Here is a 16986-nt window from a genome sequence, read left to right as displayed (position 1 = left end):
TCGGCTCTCTTTTGAGCAGGCGGCGGCCGACGATCATTGTTTCGAGATGTCCCTGTAATCAACGTGAGTATGGTACCAATAGGTATACCCTAGAACGTTCTTGCGCATTGCGACGTCCGAGAACACCTGGGCGACAGGTACGCGCGGGACATCGTTCATCACGATGCCGATCATGTCGGAGATCGCCTTGTCGTACTGCCCCTTGTCGAGATCATTGGACTGGGCGCTGTCGACAAGCTTGTCGAGTTCAGCGTTTTTGTAGTTGGACGTGTTGAACACGCTGTTGTTCTTGCCGTGGTAGTTCCAGAAGAAGAAGTATTCCGGATAGTCCAGCCAGCCGTAGAACGAGTTGATATCCATAGGCATGGTTTTGCTCGCCATCTTGGCGAAGCGCTCGGAGGCAGGAACCTTGTTGATGGTGACTTCGATGCCGATCTTCTTGAGTTGCTCCTGGATGAGCAGTGCCATGGGCTCCTGCACAGTCGCCGACGTCAAGTCGATGAAGAGCTCCGTTGAAAAGCCGTCGGCATAGCCCGCTTCCGCAAGAAGTGCCTTAGCCTTGTCGAGGTCGGTGTTGTACGGCGATACCGCCGGCCATTTTGGCGGATAGGACGTCACATTTTTCGCGCCATACATTGGGACGGCTCGGTCGTAGAAGGCCTGCTTCATGATCGCATCGTATGGCAGCGCGTAGGCGATCGCCTTTCTGACGCGGACGTCGTTGAACGGCTTCATGTCGACCTGCATGGAGAGCCAGTACATCTCGTTCTGGATCAAATCGCCAACAACGTTGACGTTTCCAGCAGCTGCAAGCTCAGCATTTTCCTTGGGAGGCAGACCGACTGCGATGTCGGCATCACCCTTTTCGAGCAGCGCCCGGCGCGTGCCCGCCGAAGCCACGATCCGATAGACAACCTTCTTGAGGGCCGGGAGCTTTCCGGATTTCCAGTCATCAAAGCGGTCGAAGACGACCTGGTTGCCCGCAGTCCATTTGGCGACCTTGTACGGCCCGCCGCCGGCGTCATTGTTTCGGGTCCAGTTAAGCGCCCAAGGGTCGTCCGGCGTCGCGTGCGAAAGCGCGAGCTTCGAGTTAACGACGGAGGCGACAATCATCGTCAGGTCCGGCAGCGCAAGCTTGTTGGCCTTCGGCAAGGAAATCTTGAAGGTGTGTTCGTCTACCACCGAGAAGACGCTGGGGTCTGTGTAACCGCCCGCGGCGAACTGCACGGCCGGAAAGGCACCCGTCGCAATCGCACGCTCGAAGGACCACTTCACGTCGTCTGCCGTCACTGGGCTGCCGTCGTGAAAGGTGGCGTCCTTGCGAAGATTGAAGATCATGGTCTTGCCATCATCTTTGACTTCCCAGCTTTCAGCCAGCGACGGCTCGATCTTGTCCTTGTCGTAAACCTTCCGACCGTCGGACAACGTCTTGACGCCGTAGGTAACCAAACGGTCGAAAATCTGCCAGGTGACGAGCTGGCTGCCGTCGTTCGCACCGGGAGCCATTACGTCCAACGAGTTCGGCCCGTACTCCGCGACCTCAACCAGAACATCCTTCGGCGTTTCAGCGGCGGCCGGTAGGGCGACGGCAGTCGAGGAGAGGATCAGAAGCATTCCGGCCAGCGAGTGCCGCCAGGCGGACCGCCTGCGTTTTTCGTGAGTAGTCATTGTTTTGTTCCCGTTTTTCTGTGGAGACGATTTCTGAAATCGCTGTCAGAAGGTACGCAGACTCTAATTTCTTTGCAACAGATTTTTGATGTCGCGCGCGCTTCCGCCCTCCGAAGGCGTCGCATAGCGCAAACCTCGGACGCCTTATCTCACGGATTAATGTAATAAAAACCGTGGGATACATCTTGGTTTGTTGAGTGTCAACATTTCTTCATCAGGGCGCTGATTGATTTCCTGGCGACATCCTGACCAAAGATCGTCTGCGTCAGCGGGCTTGATTTCCAAGCGCAACGATGCAATTCTGCAAGCGCTTTCAGAAAGCGATGTCAAAGCGTCAAGTACCACGCTCGACAAGATATGCGACCAGCTTGCAGCCTGACCATCAGGTTTGCTTTGAGCGATTGGAGAGGGAACTATGCGATCGATTTACTCTGAGATCGGAGATACCGTCCGGTTTTCCAAGACCGTCAGCGAGGCCGACGTCTACATGTACGCGGGAATAACGGGGGATTTCTCGCATAATCACATCAACGAAGCCTTTATGAGTAAATCAAAGTATGGGCGCAGAATAGCCCACGGGGCTCTGCTAGTAGGCTTCATGTCGACTGCGTCTACCCTCATGATGGACCGCAGCTTGGAGAAAGGTATTGATTTCACGCCCGTATCCCTTGGATATGATCGGGTGCGCTTTCTGGCCCCCGTCTTCTTCGGCGATACAGTCGACGTAATCTACACCGTCAGTGAGGTCGACGAGGCTCGCGGTCGAACGCGAGCGGAAGTGAAGGTTCTCAATCAAGATGGCGTGCTCGTCGCCGTTGGCGAACATTTGGGTAAATGGGTCCCGAATTCGGAAACGAAGCTCGCCGTCGAGGCAGCTGTCGAAGCGAGTTGAGCCTATAAGCTCGGGCCGCTATCCGCGAGGACAACTCGCCTGCCAGCTCTGGGACTGTACATGGCTGGTCTCGGCAGCGCCGGAATCCCACCGGACCGCATCGTTGACAGTTTCAGCCTGAGGCAGTCAAAGCAAGCCTGAACAGCAAAAGTCTGTCACACAGCTCACCCTGTCAGGCTGATGATAATCATGGACAGGTTGAAACTGAAGTCGAAATCATTGATAGAACAGCAAGGCTAAGCGACCGTTGACGAACATGACCATGAGCCACTTTCCCAAACCAAACGCGACGAAGAAAGCCAAGCTCTCCGACGTCGCGAGCTTGGCGAACGTCTCAGCATCGACCGTATCGCGCGTTCTTAATCAACCGGACATAGTGCGTCCGGAGATAAGAGAGCGCGTGCAGAAGGCTATCGACATGCTGGACTATACGCCGGACCGCATGGCGAAGGCGCTCAGTTCCGGACGTAGTCATACGATCGGAACGGTGGTGCCCACGATAGGCGGTAGCGCAATCTTCTCAGATGGCGTTGAAGCGCTCCAAGATGAGCTCGAAACACTGGGTTATTCTCTGATCGTCTCCAGTTCGCGATACGATATCGAGCGAGAGTTTCAGCAAATCAAGACACTGCTCGACTACGGAGCGGCGGGTCTCGTTCTCGTCGGCGACACTTTTTCGCCAGATGCTCTGAGACTTATAAAGAAGCAGGGCATCCCTACTGTCACGACCTACACGAATAAATCCCGCCACGGCATACCGGCTATCGGGATCGACAACAGGGCGGCTGGTCGAGAACTAACCCGCTTGCTACTCAAGCTGGGGCACAAAAAGTTCGGAATCGTTGCCAACACCGCGCTTCAGAACGATCGATCACAGGCCCGTTTGGACGGCGTTCGCGAGGCACTTGCCGAAGCAGGCGTTCCCCTGCCCCTCAAAAATGTGGTCGAGGTCAAGTTGCCCACGATTGAAAACGGCAGGCGCGGCCTCGCGGGTCTGGTCGAACTCCAAACAGTGCCGACGGCGATTGTATGCACCACCGATGCACTGGCGCTTGGCGCGATGTCGGAGGCTCGTAGGAAAGGCCTTCATATCCCTGATGATCTCTCGGTCGTAGGATTCGACGACATTGATGTAGCCGCAGAATCGGACCCTGCCCTGACAACGGTCAAAAATCCGGCGGCTGAGATTGGCCGCATTGCCGCCGATTACCTCAACCGAGCCATGAACGGGCAACCAATTCCTCTCGAGACCGAGCTGCCTGCGAGTCTGACCATACGTTCCTCGACCGCAATCGCGCCCGCACGGTAGCTAATTGCAATTCGTCACCAGCCAGAACGGAAACGCGCCCAACCGCTTGAGCCGCTTAGCACCGGGTACTTCAGGGACATGGCCGGGGCTAACCCGTCCCCGACGTCCGCGGTGTAGGCGAGGATCGCGCAGTGCTCACGATCGGCGCAAGCGACAACCGCTTCTAGCCCGGCACTCCTGCAAATATTCGAGTTGATCCTGGGGCGTTTCGACGGCACGTCGTCACAACGGCAGGCCGCCGTAGGTCTTCACGTTTTCCATTGATACACAAGTCCTGAAGCTTTTAACGTTGCCCCCCTCGAAGAAGGTGGTGCGCGTGACCTCGTTGTACTCAGCCATGTCACGCACGTTCAGAATGAGAATGAAGTCCATTTCCCCGGTGACGTAGTAGCACTGCTGCACCTGAGGGCACTTCAGAAAGCGTTCTTTCATCCCGTCCAGGAGGTCAAGCCGCTCGTTTTCAGTGGTGATGTGGACAATGATGGTAAGCGGTCTGTCGACCAACCTCTCGTCCAAGACGGCAATATCCCGCCGGATGACGCCGCTTTCCCGAAGATGTTGCAGGCGACGGGCGACAGCAGGTGCAGACAACCCGACCTTTTCGGCGATCGTGCGTTGCGACGTCATATTATCCGCCTGCACCATCCGCAGAATCTTACGATCGAAGTCATCGATCGATGGCTTGCTCTTATCCATTTTGGCGGTGTCCTTGCAATTTTATTGCAAATTATTACCGATCTTTGCGCACAAAAAAACTACGAAATGAAATAATTTATCGCTCACAGTTAAGCGGAGCGAACATGATCCATTTCCACAATCCCCAACCAAATGAACTTACGTCGGAAGACAAGACGCTTCTCGGTACCAGTGCGCCGGAGAAGGTGCGCCCTTACCTGTCGCTTTGGCGAGACGAAAAGTGTACTCCCCTCGTCCCCCTGCCTGAGATCGCCGAATTGACCGGCGTGGCTGGCGTCTACATGAAAGACGAGGGACAGCGACTCGGTCTTGGCAGCTTTAAGGCGCTCGGCGGGGCTTATGCTGTAATGACCATCTTCAAGCGACTTCTTGAGCAGAAACTGGATCAGACTGTTTCGGTCGGGCAACTCCTATCCCCGACAGCACGAAAATTCGCACCTGGCGTTACCTTCTGCTGCGCTACCGATGGGAACCATGGAAAGTCTGTAGCCGCCGGAGCAAGAATCCTCGGCTGCCGATCGGTAATCTTTATCCACGATGGCGTCACCCAAGCGCGCGCAGACGCCATTGGTGCTGATGAAGTCGTTCGTGTCGAGGGCAACTACGATTTCTCCGTTGAGGAAGCTGAACGCGTAAGTCGCGAGAAGGGCTGGCAGCTCGTCTCGGATACTTCGTGGCCGGGCTATGAACAGATACCCTCCATTGTAAGTCAGGGTTACACGATCCTGGCACATGAGGCTCTCATTCAAATGGAGCAGCTTTCCGTTCAGTCGCCCACGCACGTGTTCCTCCAGGCTGGAGTTGGCGGCTTCGCCAGCAGCATCGCTGTAAATCTCGGTGAGAACATCGGTCATAAAAACCTGACCACTATCATTGTGGAACCGGATCGCGCGGCTTGCCTCCTCGTCTCCGCGCAAAACGGCAAGCTGTCTGCCTTCGAGCCGGGTGAAGCCACGATCATGGCAATGCTTGAGTGCTATACGCCTTCTCTCGTGGCTTGGCGTATTCTGGACGCTGTTGCAAGTGCCTTCATGACTGTCTCCGAAGACGATGCCCGTGATGCGATGCGTCGGTTGGCGAACCGCGACGATCCTATCGTCGCCGGCGAAAGCGGCGCGGCAGGTTTAGCCGGGCTGCTGCGCGTAGCTGGCGATCCTGAAGCCTGCACGAAGCTCGGCTTGGACCGAAACAGCCGCATCCTCCTCATCAATACAGAAGGCGCGACCGACCCCGCTTCCTACGAAAGCATTGTCGGAACTGCGGCGGAAGAGGTTTCGAACCGCGCAGTGAAAAGCGCCAGCTAAGCCGCAACTCAAATTCACAAACATAAAAGGGAACCGACCTTGTCTATACTACAAATTCCAAAACGTGGCTTTTCCGCAGGCGAATTCGAAGGCCGCGTCGAACGTGCGCGCAAGATCATGCACAAGCACAAGTTCGATGCACTGGTCGTCTCCGCGCCCCCGAATGTCCGCTATTTCACCGGCTTCGACTCTCAGTTTTGGGAAAGTCCGACACGCCCTTGGTTCGTCGTGGTTGGTCTCGAAGGTGACCCCGTCGCGGTCATCCCGGAAATCGGTGCGCCGGAGATGGCACTCACCTGGATGAAGGACATCCGGACATGGCCGGCTCCAGTGCCGGAAGATGACGGCATCTCTCTTCTGAAGTCCACGATCGAGAGCTTCCCGAAAAAGTACGGGCGCGTCGGTGCCGAGATGGGCAGAGAGATGTCTCTGCGCATGCCTGTCTCTGATCTGCTAAGGCTCCGCGATAGTCTCTCGTCAGAGATCGCAGATGGTTCACCGTGCATATGGGAAATTCGCATGGTGAAGACGGCTGCCGAAATCGAGCACATCAACCACATCTGCCAGATTGCCAGCGATGCCTACGAAGCCCTGCCCGCCCAGATTTCCGCAGGCGAGACCGAGCGCGAAATTGCTCGTAAGCTGCGCATCGACATTGCTCGCCGCGGAGCGGACGCGACACCCTTCATGCCGGCGATTTCCGGACCGGGCGGAGTAGCCCAGATTGTTTGCGGCCCCCACGATCGCGCGATCCAGGAAGGCGACATCCTTTTCATCGACACGGGGTCGACCTTCGACGGCTATTTCTGCGACTTCGACCGCAACTATGCCGTCGGCAAAATCTCAGATGACGCCCGTCGTGTACACGACGCACTGTGGCTTGCCACGGAAGCTGGCATCGCCGCTGCAGTTCCCGGTGCCACTACCGACGACGTCTTCCGTGCGATGTCCAAGATCATCGAAGAGGCTGGCGCGATCGGGAACAACGTAGGTCGCCTTGGACACGGCCTTGGGCTTCAGCTAACGGAGCCCCCGTCGCACCGCCTGGGCGACGGGACGGTCATCTTAGAAAACATGGTTCTAACCATAGAACCGGGCATGGAATACGCCCCGGGGAAAATGATCGTGCACGAAGAAAACATCGCCATCACCAATGACGGACCGCGCCTTTTGACGAAACGCGCGCCAAGGGAAATGCCCGTCATCAACTGATGGCGGCGGTGGGAGGAAACGGAGGGAAACAACTCCAACTCGCTTACGCATCATCGTCCAAAAAAGGGGAATTTCCATGAACAGAACACTCGCTTCCAACGGCCTCACTCTTATGGCCACTTTCGCAACTCTCGTCATGGGCAGCTTCTCTGCTCATAGCGCTGATCTCAAGACTATCGAACCCGGAAAGATTACGATCGGATCAGACCAGGTCTATCCCCCCTACGACTACCTCGAAGACGGTGTCACCAAAGGCTTCGACGCGGAGGTCATGGCGCTGCTTGCGCCAAAACTTGGGCTCGAGCCCAAATTCCAGGACATCCGGTTCGCAAGCTTGATCCCGGGACTTCAAGCAAACCGCTTCGACGTGATTGCATCGGCGCTCTACGTCACCCCAGCGCGTGCCAAGGTCGTCGAGTATGTGCCCTACGCCAAGACCGGTGGCTCGCTAATCGTTCGAGCAGACGATACCTTCGCGCCAAGGAAGCCCGAGGACCTCTGCGGCAAGAAGGTGGCTAATCTAAAGGGCGCTGCCTGGGTCCCTGAACTCCTGAAAGTCTCGAAGGCGTCCTGCGGCTCTAACCCAATGGACGTGAAGGAGTACGCAACTTCCGCGGAGGCAGACCAGGCCCTTCTGGCGCGTGGAGCGGACGTGGTGTTCGATGATGCCGGCGTCGCAAAAGCAGCGGTCGTGGCCTCCAAGGATCGGCTAAAGATCACGTCTACGGAGATTCTGTTCCCCGTGGTGATCGGGATAGCGGTCAAGAAGGGTAACGATGAGCTCTTCAAGCGCATTAAGAAGGAGTTCGAAGAGATCAAGGGTACCGAGGAATACAAGGCCATCCTCGCCAAGTACAATCTGGCGCTTCCCAGCGATGCCGAGTTCACCGCTGCTCTTGTCGAGAGCAACTAAAGCCCATCACGCCCCGGCTTTCAAAAGCCGGGGCCTTCTTGAATGGATGTGAACTATGGCTTTCGATTGGTCTTACACACTCGGGCTCCTTTGGAGTCGCGACTTCTGGAACGCTTCGCTGACGGTCGTCGAACTGAGCGTCGCTACCTGGGTCATCGCCGTCGTCCTCGGCTTCTTCGTAGCTCTCGCCGACCGGTCACCAAATCTTATCGTCAGACGGGCCGCTGCTCTATATGTCTGGTTCTTCAGGAGCCTCCCACTCCTGGTCCTCCTGATTTTTGTCTACAATCTTCCCCAGGCGTTTCCGTCGACTTCGAACTTACTATCAGTGCCTTTCATTTCGGGACTGCTCGCCCTCGTTCTGAGCGAGACAGCCTACATTGCGGAAATCCACCGCGGTGCTCTGGTTGCGGTTGGCAAGGGCCAGTACGAGGCGGGCCGGGTTCTCGGTCTCTCGACAACAGGCATCCAGCGCAAAATTGTCATCCCGCAATCGTTGCGCATCGCCCTTCCCGCGCTGGGCAACGAGTTCATTTCGATCGTTAAACTGACTTCGCTGGTGTCTGTAATCTCACTTGCCGAAATCTTGCTGGTTGGCCAGCGGTACTACACCCAGAACTTTCTTGTCATCGAAACCATGGTCGCTGTCACTTTCTACTACGTCCTGATTGTGTCGGTGTTCGATTTCGGTTTGAAGGCCCTCGAACGCCGCTTGGACTTCTCCCGCCGGACGGCACAGTTGACGAGCGAGGGGGCGGATTCGAACAGCGCCGCTTTATTCCAGCCCAAGGTTTCTGGACCGGTCTCTAACGACGCTCCTGCAGTTCGTCTTGAGCGCGGAGGCAAGGCTTACGGCCACCACTCCGTCTTTGCCGAACTCGATCTCACTGTGAAGCAGGGCGAAGTGGTCTCCATCATCGGCCCCTCGGGCTCCGGGAAGACTACGCTCATCCGCTCGCTCAATGGTTTGGAGACACTGGACAAGGGCGTCGTGTACGTTGATGGCGTCCCGTTCCTGGCTGGATCGCAGGAAGTTCTCAATGTCCGGCAAAAGCGCGAGGACGCGCTCCGCATCGGGATGGTCTTCCAGAATTTCAACCTCTTCCCGCACAAGACAGCGCTCGAAAACGTCATGATGGGACCGCTCTACCACAAGCGCGGTTCGCATGAGGAAGTCCGGAAGGAAGCTCGGTATCAGTTGCAGCAGGTGGGCATGCTCGTGCATGAGAACAAGTACCCTCATCAGCTGTCTGGTGGTCAGCAGCAGCGTGTAGCGATAGCACGTGCGTTGGCCATGCATCCGTCAATCATGCTTTTCGACGAGCCAACCTCGGCATTGGACCCTGAGACGGTCGGCGAGGTGCTGCGCATCATGGCAGCACTCGCGAAATCCGGACGGACGATGGTAATCGTCACTCATGAAATGAAGTTCGCCATTGAAGTATCCGACCGCATCATCTTCATGGAAGGCGGAAAGATTGTCTTCGACGGCTCGCCGGAACTGTTGATCGAAAAGCGGAAACAAGATGCCAGATTGTCCGACTTCGTCCGAATTTAAGGCCGGCTAGAATTGAAAGGACATAAGAATGCCTTCAGAGACGATCAACGGCGAGCGCCTCATGCGTCATCTTCACGAGCTTGGATCAATTGGCCGAGCGCAAGATGGTGCACTGGTGCGCCTTGCTGGCTCAGAAGAGGACAAGTTAGGAAGGGATAAACTTGTCGAGTGGCTCAAAGAAGCGGACCTCGATGTCGTCGTAGACAAAGTTGGCAACATCTTCGGTATTTGGAACCCCGATGGCGTTGGCCCATCACATCCCGTACTGATGCTCGGCTCCCACATCGACACAGTCATCAACGCAGGCATCTACGATGGTTGCTACGGCGTCTTGGCGGGCTTGGAAGTGATCCAGACCATGATGGAAAGGGGTGCAAACCCTGCCGTGCCAATCGTCATTGCGGCGTTCAGTAATGAAGAAGGCGTCCTGTACTCGCCCGACATGATGGGGTCTCTGGTGTACGCCGGTGGCATCTCCGCCGACGCTGCTCTAGCGTCGGTCGGCACCGACGGATCGGTACTGGGCGAGCGACTTGCCCAGATTGGGTATGCCGGGACCGAAGAGCCTGGCTTCCTGAAGCCGCAGGCCTATGTTGAACTTCATATCGAGCAAGGCCCCGTGCTCGAGCGCGAAAGGGTTACGATCGGTGCGGTCGAGAACCTGCAAGGCATTTCTTGGCAAAGGATCGTCATAGAAGGTGATGCCAACCACGCGGGAACGACCCCTATTTCGATGCGGAAAGACGCCGGACTGGCTGCTGCTCGAGTAATCACGTTCTTGCGGGATCGGGCAAAGGCATCGAGTAGTCGAGCTGTTGCGACAGTTGGAACCATCAGCTTCGAGCCTAATGCCATAAATGTCATCCCATCCCGGGCCACGTTTACAGTGGACCTCAGAGACCCGAACGAGCACAGGCTCGAGGAAGAAGAGGCAGCGCTTGAGGAGTTTTTAAACCAGCTAGAAACGGACGAGGGCGTTACGGTCAAGGTCGAACGTCTTGCAAGGTCCGAACCGGTCAAGTTCGATGAAAATATTGTGAAGGTAATCGAGCGGACGGCTAACGCACGTGGTTATAGCTATATGCGTATGACTTCGGGAGCAGGCCACGATGCACAAATGATTGCACGCGTTGCACCCACTGCCATGTTATTTGTACCTAGCATCGGCGGTATCAGCCACAACCCGAAAGAGTTTACTCAGGAACAGGACTTGATCGCCGGGGCGAATGTACTCCTGGATGTGGCGCGCTCCCTTTCAGGCGCTGAGCACTGAATTGTTTTGGAGAGAAGAGCAGAATATCTTCTCCTCGTGTTAGGCAGACAACACTGAGAACAGACCAACCACAAATCGCGAGCATTGCAGTGAAGCACGTCATAGGCCATGGAGTGTTGCGTCTTCGCCGCGATCATCCCACCCGTCAGCAGACGGTAAAACGTCGCCCCTCAATGGAAGTGCGCTGCGCACAAGGGGTGGGGGCCTTTGAGAGCCCTCAACCCCAGAGACGATCTGCTGTCGCGGTGGCGCGTCAACTTATTCCAAACCTTAGGACGTTCGTGATAAGGGAAGTCGAGCCTTCAGTATGTCTAAGGCGGAGCGCACGCGGCCTCTGGCCTCGTTAGCTAGAGGAAGAACAGGCAGCGGCGGATCGACTCTGCAGAGGTCGAGAAGTTCGGCGATGACGTACATAACATGGAAGCTCCCGAACTCTTTGAAGAGCGTCCACAGTGGCTCAAAGCAGGCATCGATTTGCTTAACCTTCTCCGCGTCACCAGCCTGAGCCGCTCGGGTCAATTCGAGTGCCTCCGCAGGTAGAAGGCCCACCGCGACCAAGTACCAAGCGTCTCCACCAGCCAACAGGGAGGCAGCGCCACCCCAGTCCCGCTATAGCCGACGCGGAAACCGGGTGGCGTAGTTGCCCGAAGCGCAAGTAGTTCCCCTTCGTAATCTTCGTCTGACGGAAGAGGCATCTTTACGGCTGTAATGTTCGGAACCTCTGCAAGCCGAGCGATAAGGTCCGGCTTGACGGCGAACCGCGTTGTCCGGGATTATTGTAAATCGCCAAGGGCAATTGTCCCGCTTCGGCGACGGCGACAAAGTGCTCGTATACCTCCGGGTCGCGCAACGGAACGTAAGATACTGGGGCGAGAAGAAGACCATCTGCACCCGCTTCCTTTCGTCCCTTGCAAGCGCTTGTTGGTCGTTCGTGCGAAGCGCCCCTAGAGTAAAATGCTGCTTCTCCACAAACGGGTGACATCATTTGATATGGTAATCGATTGATTTTCCCGGCCCTGTTGAGCTTGGTCTAGGGAGTTTCCCCCTAGCCGCCATAGCCGACGACACTTTTGATTTCCAAGAAATCGTGGATTCCGAAATCAGCATATTCCCGACCGTTACCGCTCTGTTTGTAGCCGCCGAACGCGGCGCGAGTGTCCCACGCGGGGTAATTGATCTTCACCATCCCTGCCCTCATCTCGGCAGCGATGGCACGCGCATGCTCGAGGTCTTCCGATTGAACATATGCGGCCAGACCATAGACCGTGTCATTGGCAATCCTCACCGCATCGGCGTCATCGTCATACGAAATGATTGAAAGGACCGGACCAAAAATCTCTTCACGCGCGATCGTCATGTCCGGGGTAACGTGGCCGAAGACAGTCGGACGAACATAGTATCCGCGGTCGAGACCGTCGGGCCGACCGACCCCGCCAGCTACAAGGGTCGCCCCCTCGTCAATGCCCGCCTGAATCATTTCTTGGATTTTGTCAAACTGCAGCTGGCTTACAACTGGGCCGAGGTGGGTGTCTTCTGCTGTCGGGTGGCCCGTTTTGAAGCCATCCGCAGCGTCTTTGGCAATCCTGAGCGCTTCGTCGTGGCGGTTCTTAGGAACGAGCATCCTAGTCGGTGCGTCGCAGGATTGCCCAGAGTTTCCAAAGCAACCCGCCACCCCCTTGGTGACCGCCTCGTAGAGGTTGGCGTCGGAGAGGATGATGTTAGCCGATTTCCCACCAAGCTCCTGCGTCACGCGCTTGACGGAATCCGCTGCTGCTTTGGCGACGATAATTCCCGCTCGCGTAGAGCCAGTGAACGAAACCATATCCACATCGGGATGTCCCGCCATTACCTGGCCTACATCGGAACCTGTACCGTTCAACATGTTGTACACGCCGTTAGGTACGCCCGCGGCATGCATGACCTCCGAAAAGATGATGCCGCTGATTGGAGCGATTTCAGAGGGCTTCAATACCATCGTGCAACCGGCGGCGATCGCCGGCGCTACCTTGCACACGATCTGGTTCAACGGCCAGTTCCAGGGCGTGATGAGCGCGCAAACGCCGATCGGTTCCTTAACAACGAGAGTGCTCTCGCGCTTTTCGGAGAAATGATAGTTTTCAAGTGCTGTGATCGTCGAGATTAGGTGGGCACGTCCTGATGCAACCTGGGCGCTGCGCGCGAAGGACAGGGGTGCGCCCATCTCATCCGATACAGCCTGTGCCATGTCTTCACAGCGATCGTCGTACGCCTCCAGAATTCGCCTCAGAAGCTCGATCCGCTCTGTCGGTGTAGTCCGTGAAAAGGAGGTGAACGCCCGCTTCGCTGCTGCCACGGCCCTGTCGACATCCACCGCCGCTCCGACGGAAATACTCGTATACGCCTCCTCGGTGGCTGGATTGATCACCTTGAGCTCGGCAATCTTGGACGGTCTCGTCCAAACGCCATCGATGTAAAAGTTCAGGTGATTGTTTTCCATGAAGTCGTCCCCTGGATATAACGAACGCAGGATGCGGATAAGGATTTTAGACGGACACAGTCAAAGCCGTGATAAGCCGCAAGTACCTCCAAGCGAAGGCCAGAATAGTTGGGGGGGATATGACCCAGGGTCATAGCCAAGCGATATTCTTTAGTCGAGCTCGTTATTCCACAAACGTGCACGTCGATGCCGCGCACGTTTCTCGGGGCCGTCCAGCCAGCATGTCGGTCTGGGCGGGAGGAGTGCCGGAATCCAGTCCGTGGCAGGGCGAAGGCGACAACCTGTTGTGGATTGTCTGCCACGCCATTTTGAGGGTTCCAACACCGTATCAATTCGACGATCCGAAGTTGTATCTTCGCCATTTAGGCCATTGATTGGCATTCAAGCATGACTAGGATGCATCCTGAACGCAGCCTTTCCCCAGATTAGGGTTAACCTCGTGTCGGGAGGATGGCGCGTCTTGAAACCGGGTTCCGAGATGTCATTACGAAAATCGCTACCGTCGCCGACCGCCCTCTTCATGTTTGAGGCAGCCGCAAAGAACTTGAGCTTCACCAAGGCTGGAACCGAGTTCAACGTCACTCAATCCGCGGTCAGTCGGATGATCAAACGGCTCGAGGTTCATCTAGGTACCGAGCTGTTCAACCGCAATCCAACGGGTCTTGAACTGACTAGCGATGGTGCGGAGCTATTCAAAGCAGTGAGCTCGGGCTTCCGAACAATCGAGGCGGGTTTAGAAGACCTTCGCTCACGGCAGGGAAACGCACGAAGGGTCACTATCTCACTTTCGTCTGCTTTCGCCATGCATTGGTTTGTCCCGAGGGTGGACCGGTTCCAGGAGAGGTTCCCGGATATCGATCTCAGATTTCAGCTAGTCAAGGGAGAGCCGCTCGGGCCATTCGATGACGTCGATCTGGCTATACGATACAATCACCCTCCCAACACCGAGCAACACAGCTGGAAGCTCGCAGAAGAGGTCATAGTTCCCGTGTGCAGCGTGTTGTACCGCGAGCAGCACGGAAGCCTTGACGATTTCGCGCGAGGCCACGTCTGCGCGAAACAATCAGGACAAATGAGGATTCCCTGGCCTGTCTTTTTAGACAAGACCAATGCAATCGACCTTAACATCGATCGGTACCTAACCTTCTCGGACTACGCGCTGGTAGTACAGGCTGCATTGAAGGGACGCGCACTGGCCCTCGGATGGTTGCATGTGGTAGGGAGCGAGCTTCTTGAGGAAGGCCTCGTGCGAGCGGGACCGCAGTGCCTGAAAACGGGGTACGACTACAATGTCGTAGCTACCAAAGCCCGGCCTCTGCGTGATGTCTCCTCACAGGTCAAAGACTGGATCGTGGGAGAAATGACCGACATGATGGAACAAGTTTCTGCTCGGTAGACCAGTAATATGGCGGGAAGTAATCGCGGGAGTTGCGGACTGCCGATGCATTCGGGTGCTCACCCGGTCAATCCGGCTGACGCGAGGCGTCGAATAGCCTCTTTGATCCCAACCCGTCGGTAGGATTCTCTCGCAAGGCCATTTTGAAGCAAGGCGTTGCGGGTAGCTGAGGATGCCGCACGTTGAGCGGATGTAACATCTGCATCTCGCTCAACCAACCACTTCTGGTAATCGTCGTCCGCCTCTTTGATCGGGCGGTTGGCGGTGGACGCTGGTTTCGAGACCTTGTCCTTCCTCAAGGGTCTGAGGGTCTGCATAGCATTGTATTCCGTGCGCCTATCAACACCCTCGATCCACACATCGGGGTTTTGGACCCGTCCACCTGCTCCATACACGTATGCTGAAGCGATCCTGTCGAGGGCGGCTTCCGCCTCCTTCGGGCGATGGATAACGTCCCTCTGTGGCCTGTCCGGGATGGCAATCCGGGTGATGCCTCGGTCGTTGATCGCGTCCAAGACCTCTCGAGGATCGGAGGTCTTCAGGATTACTTCGCGCCGTGCCGGCCAAAAATCGTATGGGGCATGCGCGCCGTAGCCCTTTCCGACATGGAATGCATAGACCTCAGGGTACACTGTCAGGGAAGTCCGCCGGGAGGGTTTTGCATCGTAGTAGGCCATCATTGCGGACTGGATGAGATGGCTGGCACCAATCCCTCCGAATGGCTCGTCAATCACCACTCCAAACCTGTCGAGCGTAGTCCAGTCCGGGAACAGATCGCTTATCGAGGCTGACACGCCGTCGATATCAACCTTGAACATTGCCGTCGATAAAAGCGACAAAACGTGCATTTCGCCTCCCGCCTGGGCCTCTCTATCGGACTGGAAGGCCGCCCCAACCCCTTGGAGCGGCCGCATGCGTCAACCCTGCGCTTCGAACTCTCGCGCGGTCCGCACGATGGCTTCCTTTAGAATAGCGACCATGTCGTCGATCTCCGATTTCGTGATTACCAGCGGTGGAGACAACACACACATGTTGCCAAGTGGCCGAACGATCAAACCTTGTTCGAACGCGATTTCATCGATGCGGGCTCCGATCTTCTTGTCGAGGTCGGTTACGCCTGCCGCGTTTTTGTCGGCGAGGCATTCGATGCAGACAACAAGACCGTTGCCACGTACGTCGGCTACCAATGGCAACTGGGCGAGAGCCTGCATCGAAGACTGGAAGTACGGGCCGATTTCCCGGACGTGCGCGAGCAATCCGTCGCGTTCGAAAATCTCGATGTTCGTAAGAGCCGCGGCGCAACTCACCGGATGTCCCGAGTATGTGTAGCCGTTGCCAAAGAACGAACCCTTTGCCTCCTTGCCGCTGATCCGGGCCACAAGCTTCTCGGAAATCGCCAGGCCGCCAAGAGGGATGTACCCAGATGTGACGCCCTTAGCGAACGTTATGATATCGGGTACAACACCGAAGACCTTCTCCGAGGCGAACCACTCGCCGCAACGGCCAAAGGCGGTCACGACCTCGTCGGAGATGTAGATGATATCGTGCCGATCGCAAATTTCCTTGAAGCGTGCGTGATAACCTGAAGGAGGGATAATCACCCCGCCCGACGCTAGAAGTGGCTCGGCCAAGAACACAGCGACATTTTCTGGGCCGAGGTCGGCGATTTTACTCTCGAACTCTCCCGCGAGCTGTTCGACCAACTCGGAGCCTGATAGGCCTGGGTGCAGTCGCGGGTTTGGGCTAGAAATGAATTCGATTTTCTCATTGGCGATATCGAAATTTTTCCAGTTCCCTTCTCGGCCAGAGCAAGCGGCCGTCAGGCTCGTGCTCCCGTGATAGCCATCCTTTCGCACGATGATCTTCTTTTTGGCCGGACGTCCGAGAACATTATTGTAGAATTCGACGAAACGAAGCGCGGTATCCACTGCTGTCGAGCCGCCCGTGGTAAAAAACACGCGATTGAGGTCTCCCGGAGTGAGTTCCGCGATCTTTTCCGCAAGCTCGATAGCCGGAGAATTCGTCGTATACCATGGCGAATTGTATGAGAGCGCCATCGCCTGAGCGGCGATCGCTTCAGCCATTTCTTTACGCTGATAGCCAATCTGTGTACACCACATCCCCGCCGGACCATCCATCAGACGTCGTCCGTCTTCATCGTAGACGTAAATCCCGCCGGAGTTCTCGAGGCGCGGTAAAGTCTCGGTGCCCAATTTCTCCATGTTCGCTGCAGGGACGAAAAGGTTGCGCTTTGCCGCGGACACGTAATCTTCAGTACTTCTCAAGGCG

At 56.4% G+C, this 16986-nt stretch carries 13 protein-coding genes and 1 pseudogene; 8 read left to right on the top strand and 6 right to left on the bottom strand.

Going from position 1 to position 16986, the window contains the following annotated elements; all coding sequences use genetic code 11:
• Positions 1-33 precede the first annotated feature (33 nt).
• Complete coding sequence (locus MUU55_RS15315) at positions 34-1668, bottom strand: ABC transporter substrate-binding protein (protein WP_244761626.1); 1635 nt, start codon at positions 1666-1668, stop codon at positions 34-36.
• Between the two features lie 415 nt (positions 1669-2083).
• Here MUU55_RS15315 and MUU55_RS15310 point away from each other — a divergent pair, with 415 nt between their 5' ends.
• A complete protein-coding gene (locus MUU55_RS15310) occupies positions 2084-2560 on the top strand; it encodes a MaoC family dehydratase (RefSeq protein WP_244761625.1) in 477 nt (158 codons plus the stop codon).
• Positions 2561-2822: 262 nt separating this feature from the next.
• On the top strand, positions 2823-3869 hold the full coding sequence (locus MUU55_RS15305; protein ID WP_244761624.1) for a LacI family DNA-binding transcriptional regulator: 1047 nt from the start codon (positions 2823-2825) through the stop codon (positions 3867-3869).
• A 222-nt stretch (positions 3870-4091) separates the two neighbouring features.
• Here MUU55_RS15305 and MUU55_RS15300 read toward each other — a convergent pair whose 3' ends face one another.
• The gene (locus MUU55_RS15300) at positions 4092-4565 is read right to left on the bottom strand and encodes an Lrp/AsnC family transcriptional regulator (protein ID WP_244761623.1); all 474 of its coding nucleotides are present in this window, start codon (positions 4563-4565) and stop codon (positions 4092-4094) included.
• A 104-nt stretch (positions 4566-4669) separates the two neighbouring features.
• Here MUU55_RS15300 and MUU55_RS15295 point away from each other — a divergent pair, with 104 nt between their 5' ends.
• The 5 genes from MUU55_RS15295 to MUU55_RS15275 all read left to right on the top strand — a co-directional run bounded on the left by MUU55_RS15295 (position 4670) and on the right by MUU55_RS15275 (position 10825).
• Positions 4670-5869: a diaminopropionate ammonia-lyase gene (locus MUU55_RS15295; protein ID WP_244761622.1), complete on the top strand. Its 1200-nt coding sequence runs from the start codon at positions 4670-4672 to the stop codon at positions 5867-5869.
• 39 nt (positions 5870-5908) lie between these two features.
• Complete coding sequence (locus MUU55_RS15290) at positions 5909-7081, top strand: M24 family metallopeptidase (RefSeq protein WP_244761621.1); 1173 nt, start codon at positions 5909-5911, stop codon at positions 7079-7081.
• Between the two features lie 76 nt (positions 7082-7157).
• Entirely contained in the window at positions 7158-7994 is an 837-nt protein-coding gene (locus MUU55_RS15285; RefSeq protein WP_244761620.1) for a transporter substrate-binding domain-containing protein, read from the top strand.
• Between the two features lie 55 nt (positions 7995-8049).
• Positions 8050-9552 carry an amino acid ABC transporter permease/ATP-binding protein gene (locus MUU55_RS15280; RefSeq protein ID WP_244761619.1) on the top strand — a complete coding sequence of 501 codons (1503 nt, stop codon included), beginning with the start codon at positions 8050-8052 and terminating at the stop codon, positions 9550-9552.
• Positions 9553-9580: 28 nt separating this feature from the next.
• On the top strand, positions 9581-10825 hold the full coding sequence (locus tag MUU55_RS15275) for a Zn-dependent hydrolase (protein WP_244761618.1): 1245 nt from the start codon (positions 9581-9583) through the stop codon (positions 10823-10825).
• A 270-nt stretch (positions 10826-11095) separates the two neighbouring features.
• Here MUU55_RS15275 and MUU55_RS15270 read toward each other — a convergent pair.
• Together MUU55_RS15270 and MUU55_RS15265 are read right to left on the bottom strand one after the other, a co-directional pair.
• A pseudogene (locus MUU55_RS15270) lies at positions 11096-11773 on the bottom strand (dihydrodipicolinate synthase family protein); the annotation flags it as partial.
• A gap of 97 nt (positions 11774-11870) precedes the next feature.
• Positions 11871-13301: an aldehyde dehydrogenase family protein gene (locus MUU55_RS15265; protein WP_244761617.1), complete on the bottom strand. Its 1431-nt coding sequence runs from the start codon at positions 13299-13301 to the stop codon at positions 11871-11873.
• Positions 13302-13761: 460 nt separating this feature from the next.
• Here MUU55_RS15265 and MUU55_RS15260 point away from each other — a divergent pair, with 460 nt between their 5' ends.
• Positions 13762-14697, top strand: coding sequence for a LysR substrate-binding domain-containing protein (locus MUU55_RS15260; RefSeq protein ID WP_244761616.1), 936 nt, complete (start codon positions 13762-13764; stop codon positions 14695-14697).
• A gap of 59 nt (positions 14698-14756) precedes the next feature.
• Here MUU55_RS15260 and MUU55_RS15255 read toward each other — a convergent pair whose 3' ends face one another.
• The gene (locus tag MUU55_RS15255; protein ID WP_244761615.1) at positions 14757-15611 is read right to left on the bottom strand and encodes a hypothetical protein; all 855 of its coding nucleotides are present in this window, start codon (positions 15609-15611) and stop codon (positions 14757-14759) included.
• 3 nt (positions 15612-15614) lie between these two features.
• A complete protein-coding gene (locus MUU55_RS15250; RefSeq protein WP_244761614.1) occupies positions 15615-16982 on the bottom strand; it encodes an aminotransferase in 1368 nt (455 codons plus the stop codon).
• Between the last annotated feature and the right edge of the window lie 4 nt (positions 16983-16986).

The sequence above is a fragment of the Shinella curvata genome, from assembly GCF_022899935.1.
GTDB classification, from domain to species: Bacteria; Pseudomonadota; Alphaproteobacteria; order Rhizobiales; family Rhizobiaceae; genus Shinella; species Shinella curvata.
This window is presented reverse-complemented; position numbering and strand designations above follow the sequence as displayed.

Coding starts and splice junctions, on each gene's coding strand:
- MUU55_RS15315 (WP_244761626.1), bottom strand. CDS start 1,668: ATGACTACTCACGAAAAACGCAGGCGGTCCGCCTGGCGGCACTCGCTG.
- MUU55_RS15310 (WP_244761625.1), top strand. CDS start 2,084: ATGCGATCGATTTACTCTGAGATCGGAGATACCGTCCGGTTTTCCAAG.
- MUU55_RS15305 (WP_244761624.1), top strand. CDS start 2,823: ATGAGCCACTTTCCCAAACCAAACGCGACGAAGAAAGCCAAGCTCTCC.
- MUU55_RS15300 (WP_244761623.1), bottom strand. CDS start 4,565: ATGGATAAGAGCAAGCCATCGATCGATGACTTCGATCGTAAGATTCTG.
- MUU55_RS15295 (WP_244761622.1), top strand. CDS start 4,670: ATGATCCATTTCCACAATCCCCAACCAAATGAACTTACGTCGGAAGAC.
- MUU55_RS15285 (WP_244761620.1), top strand. CDS start 7,158: ATGAACAGAACACTCGCTTCCAACGGCCTCACTCTTATGGCCACTTTC.
- MUU55_RS15280 (WP_244761619.1), top strand. CDS start 8,050: ATGGCTTTCGATTGGTCTTACACACTCGGGCTCCTTTGGAGTCGCGAC.
- MUU55_RS15275 (WP_244761618.1), top strand. CDS start 9,581: ATGCCTTCAGAGACGATCAACGGCGAGCGCCTCATGCGTCATCTTCAC.
- MUU55_RS15265 (WP_244761617.1), bottom strand. CDS start 13,301: ATGGAAAACAATCACCTGAACTTTTACATCGATGGCGTTTGGACGAGA.
- MUU55_RS15255 (WP_244761615.1), bottom strand. CDS start 15,611: ATGCGGCCGCTCCAAGGGGTTGGGGCGGCCTTCCAGTCCGATAGAGAG.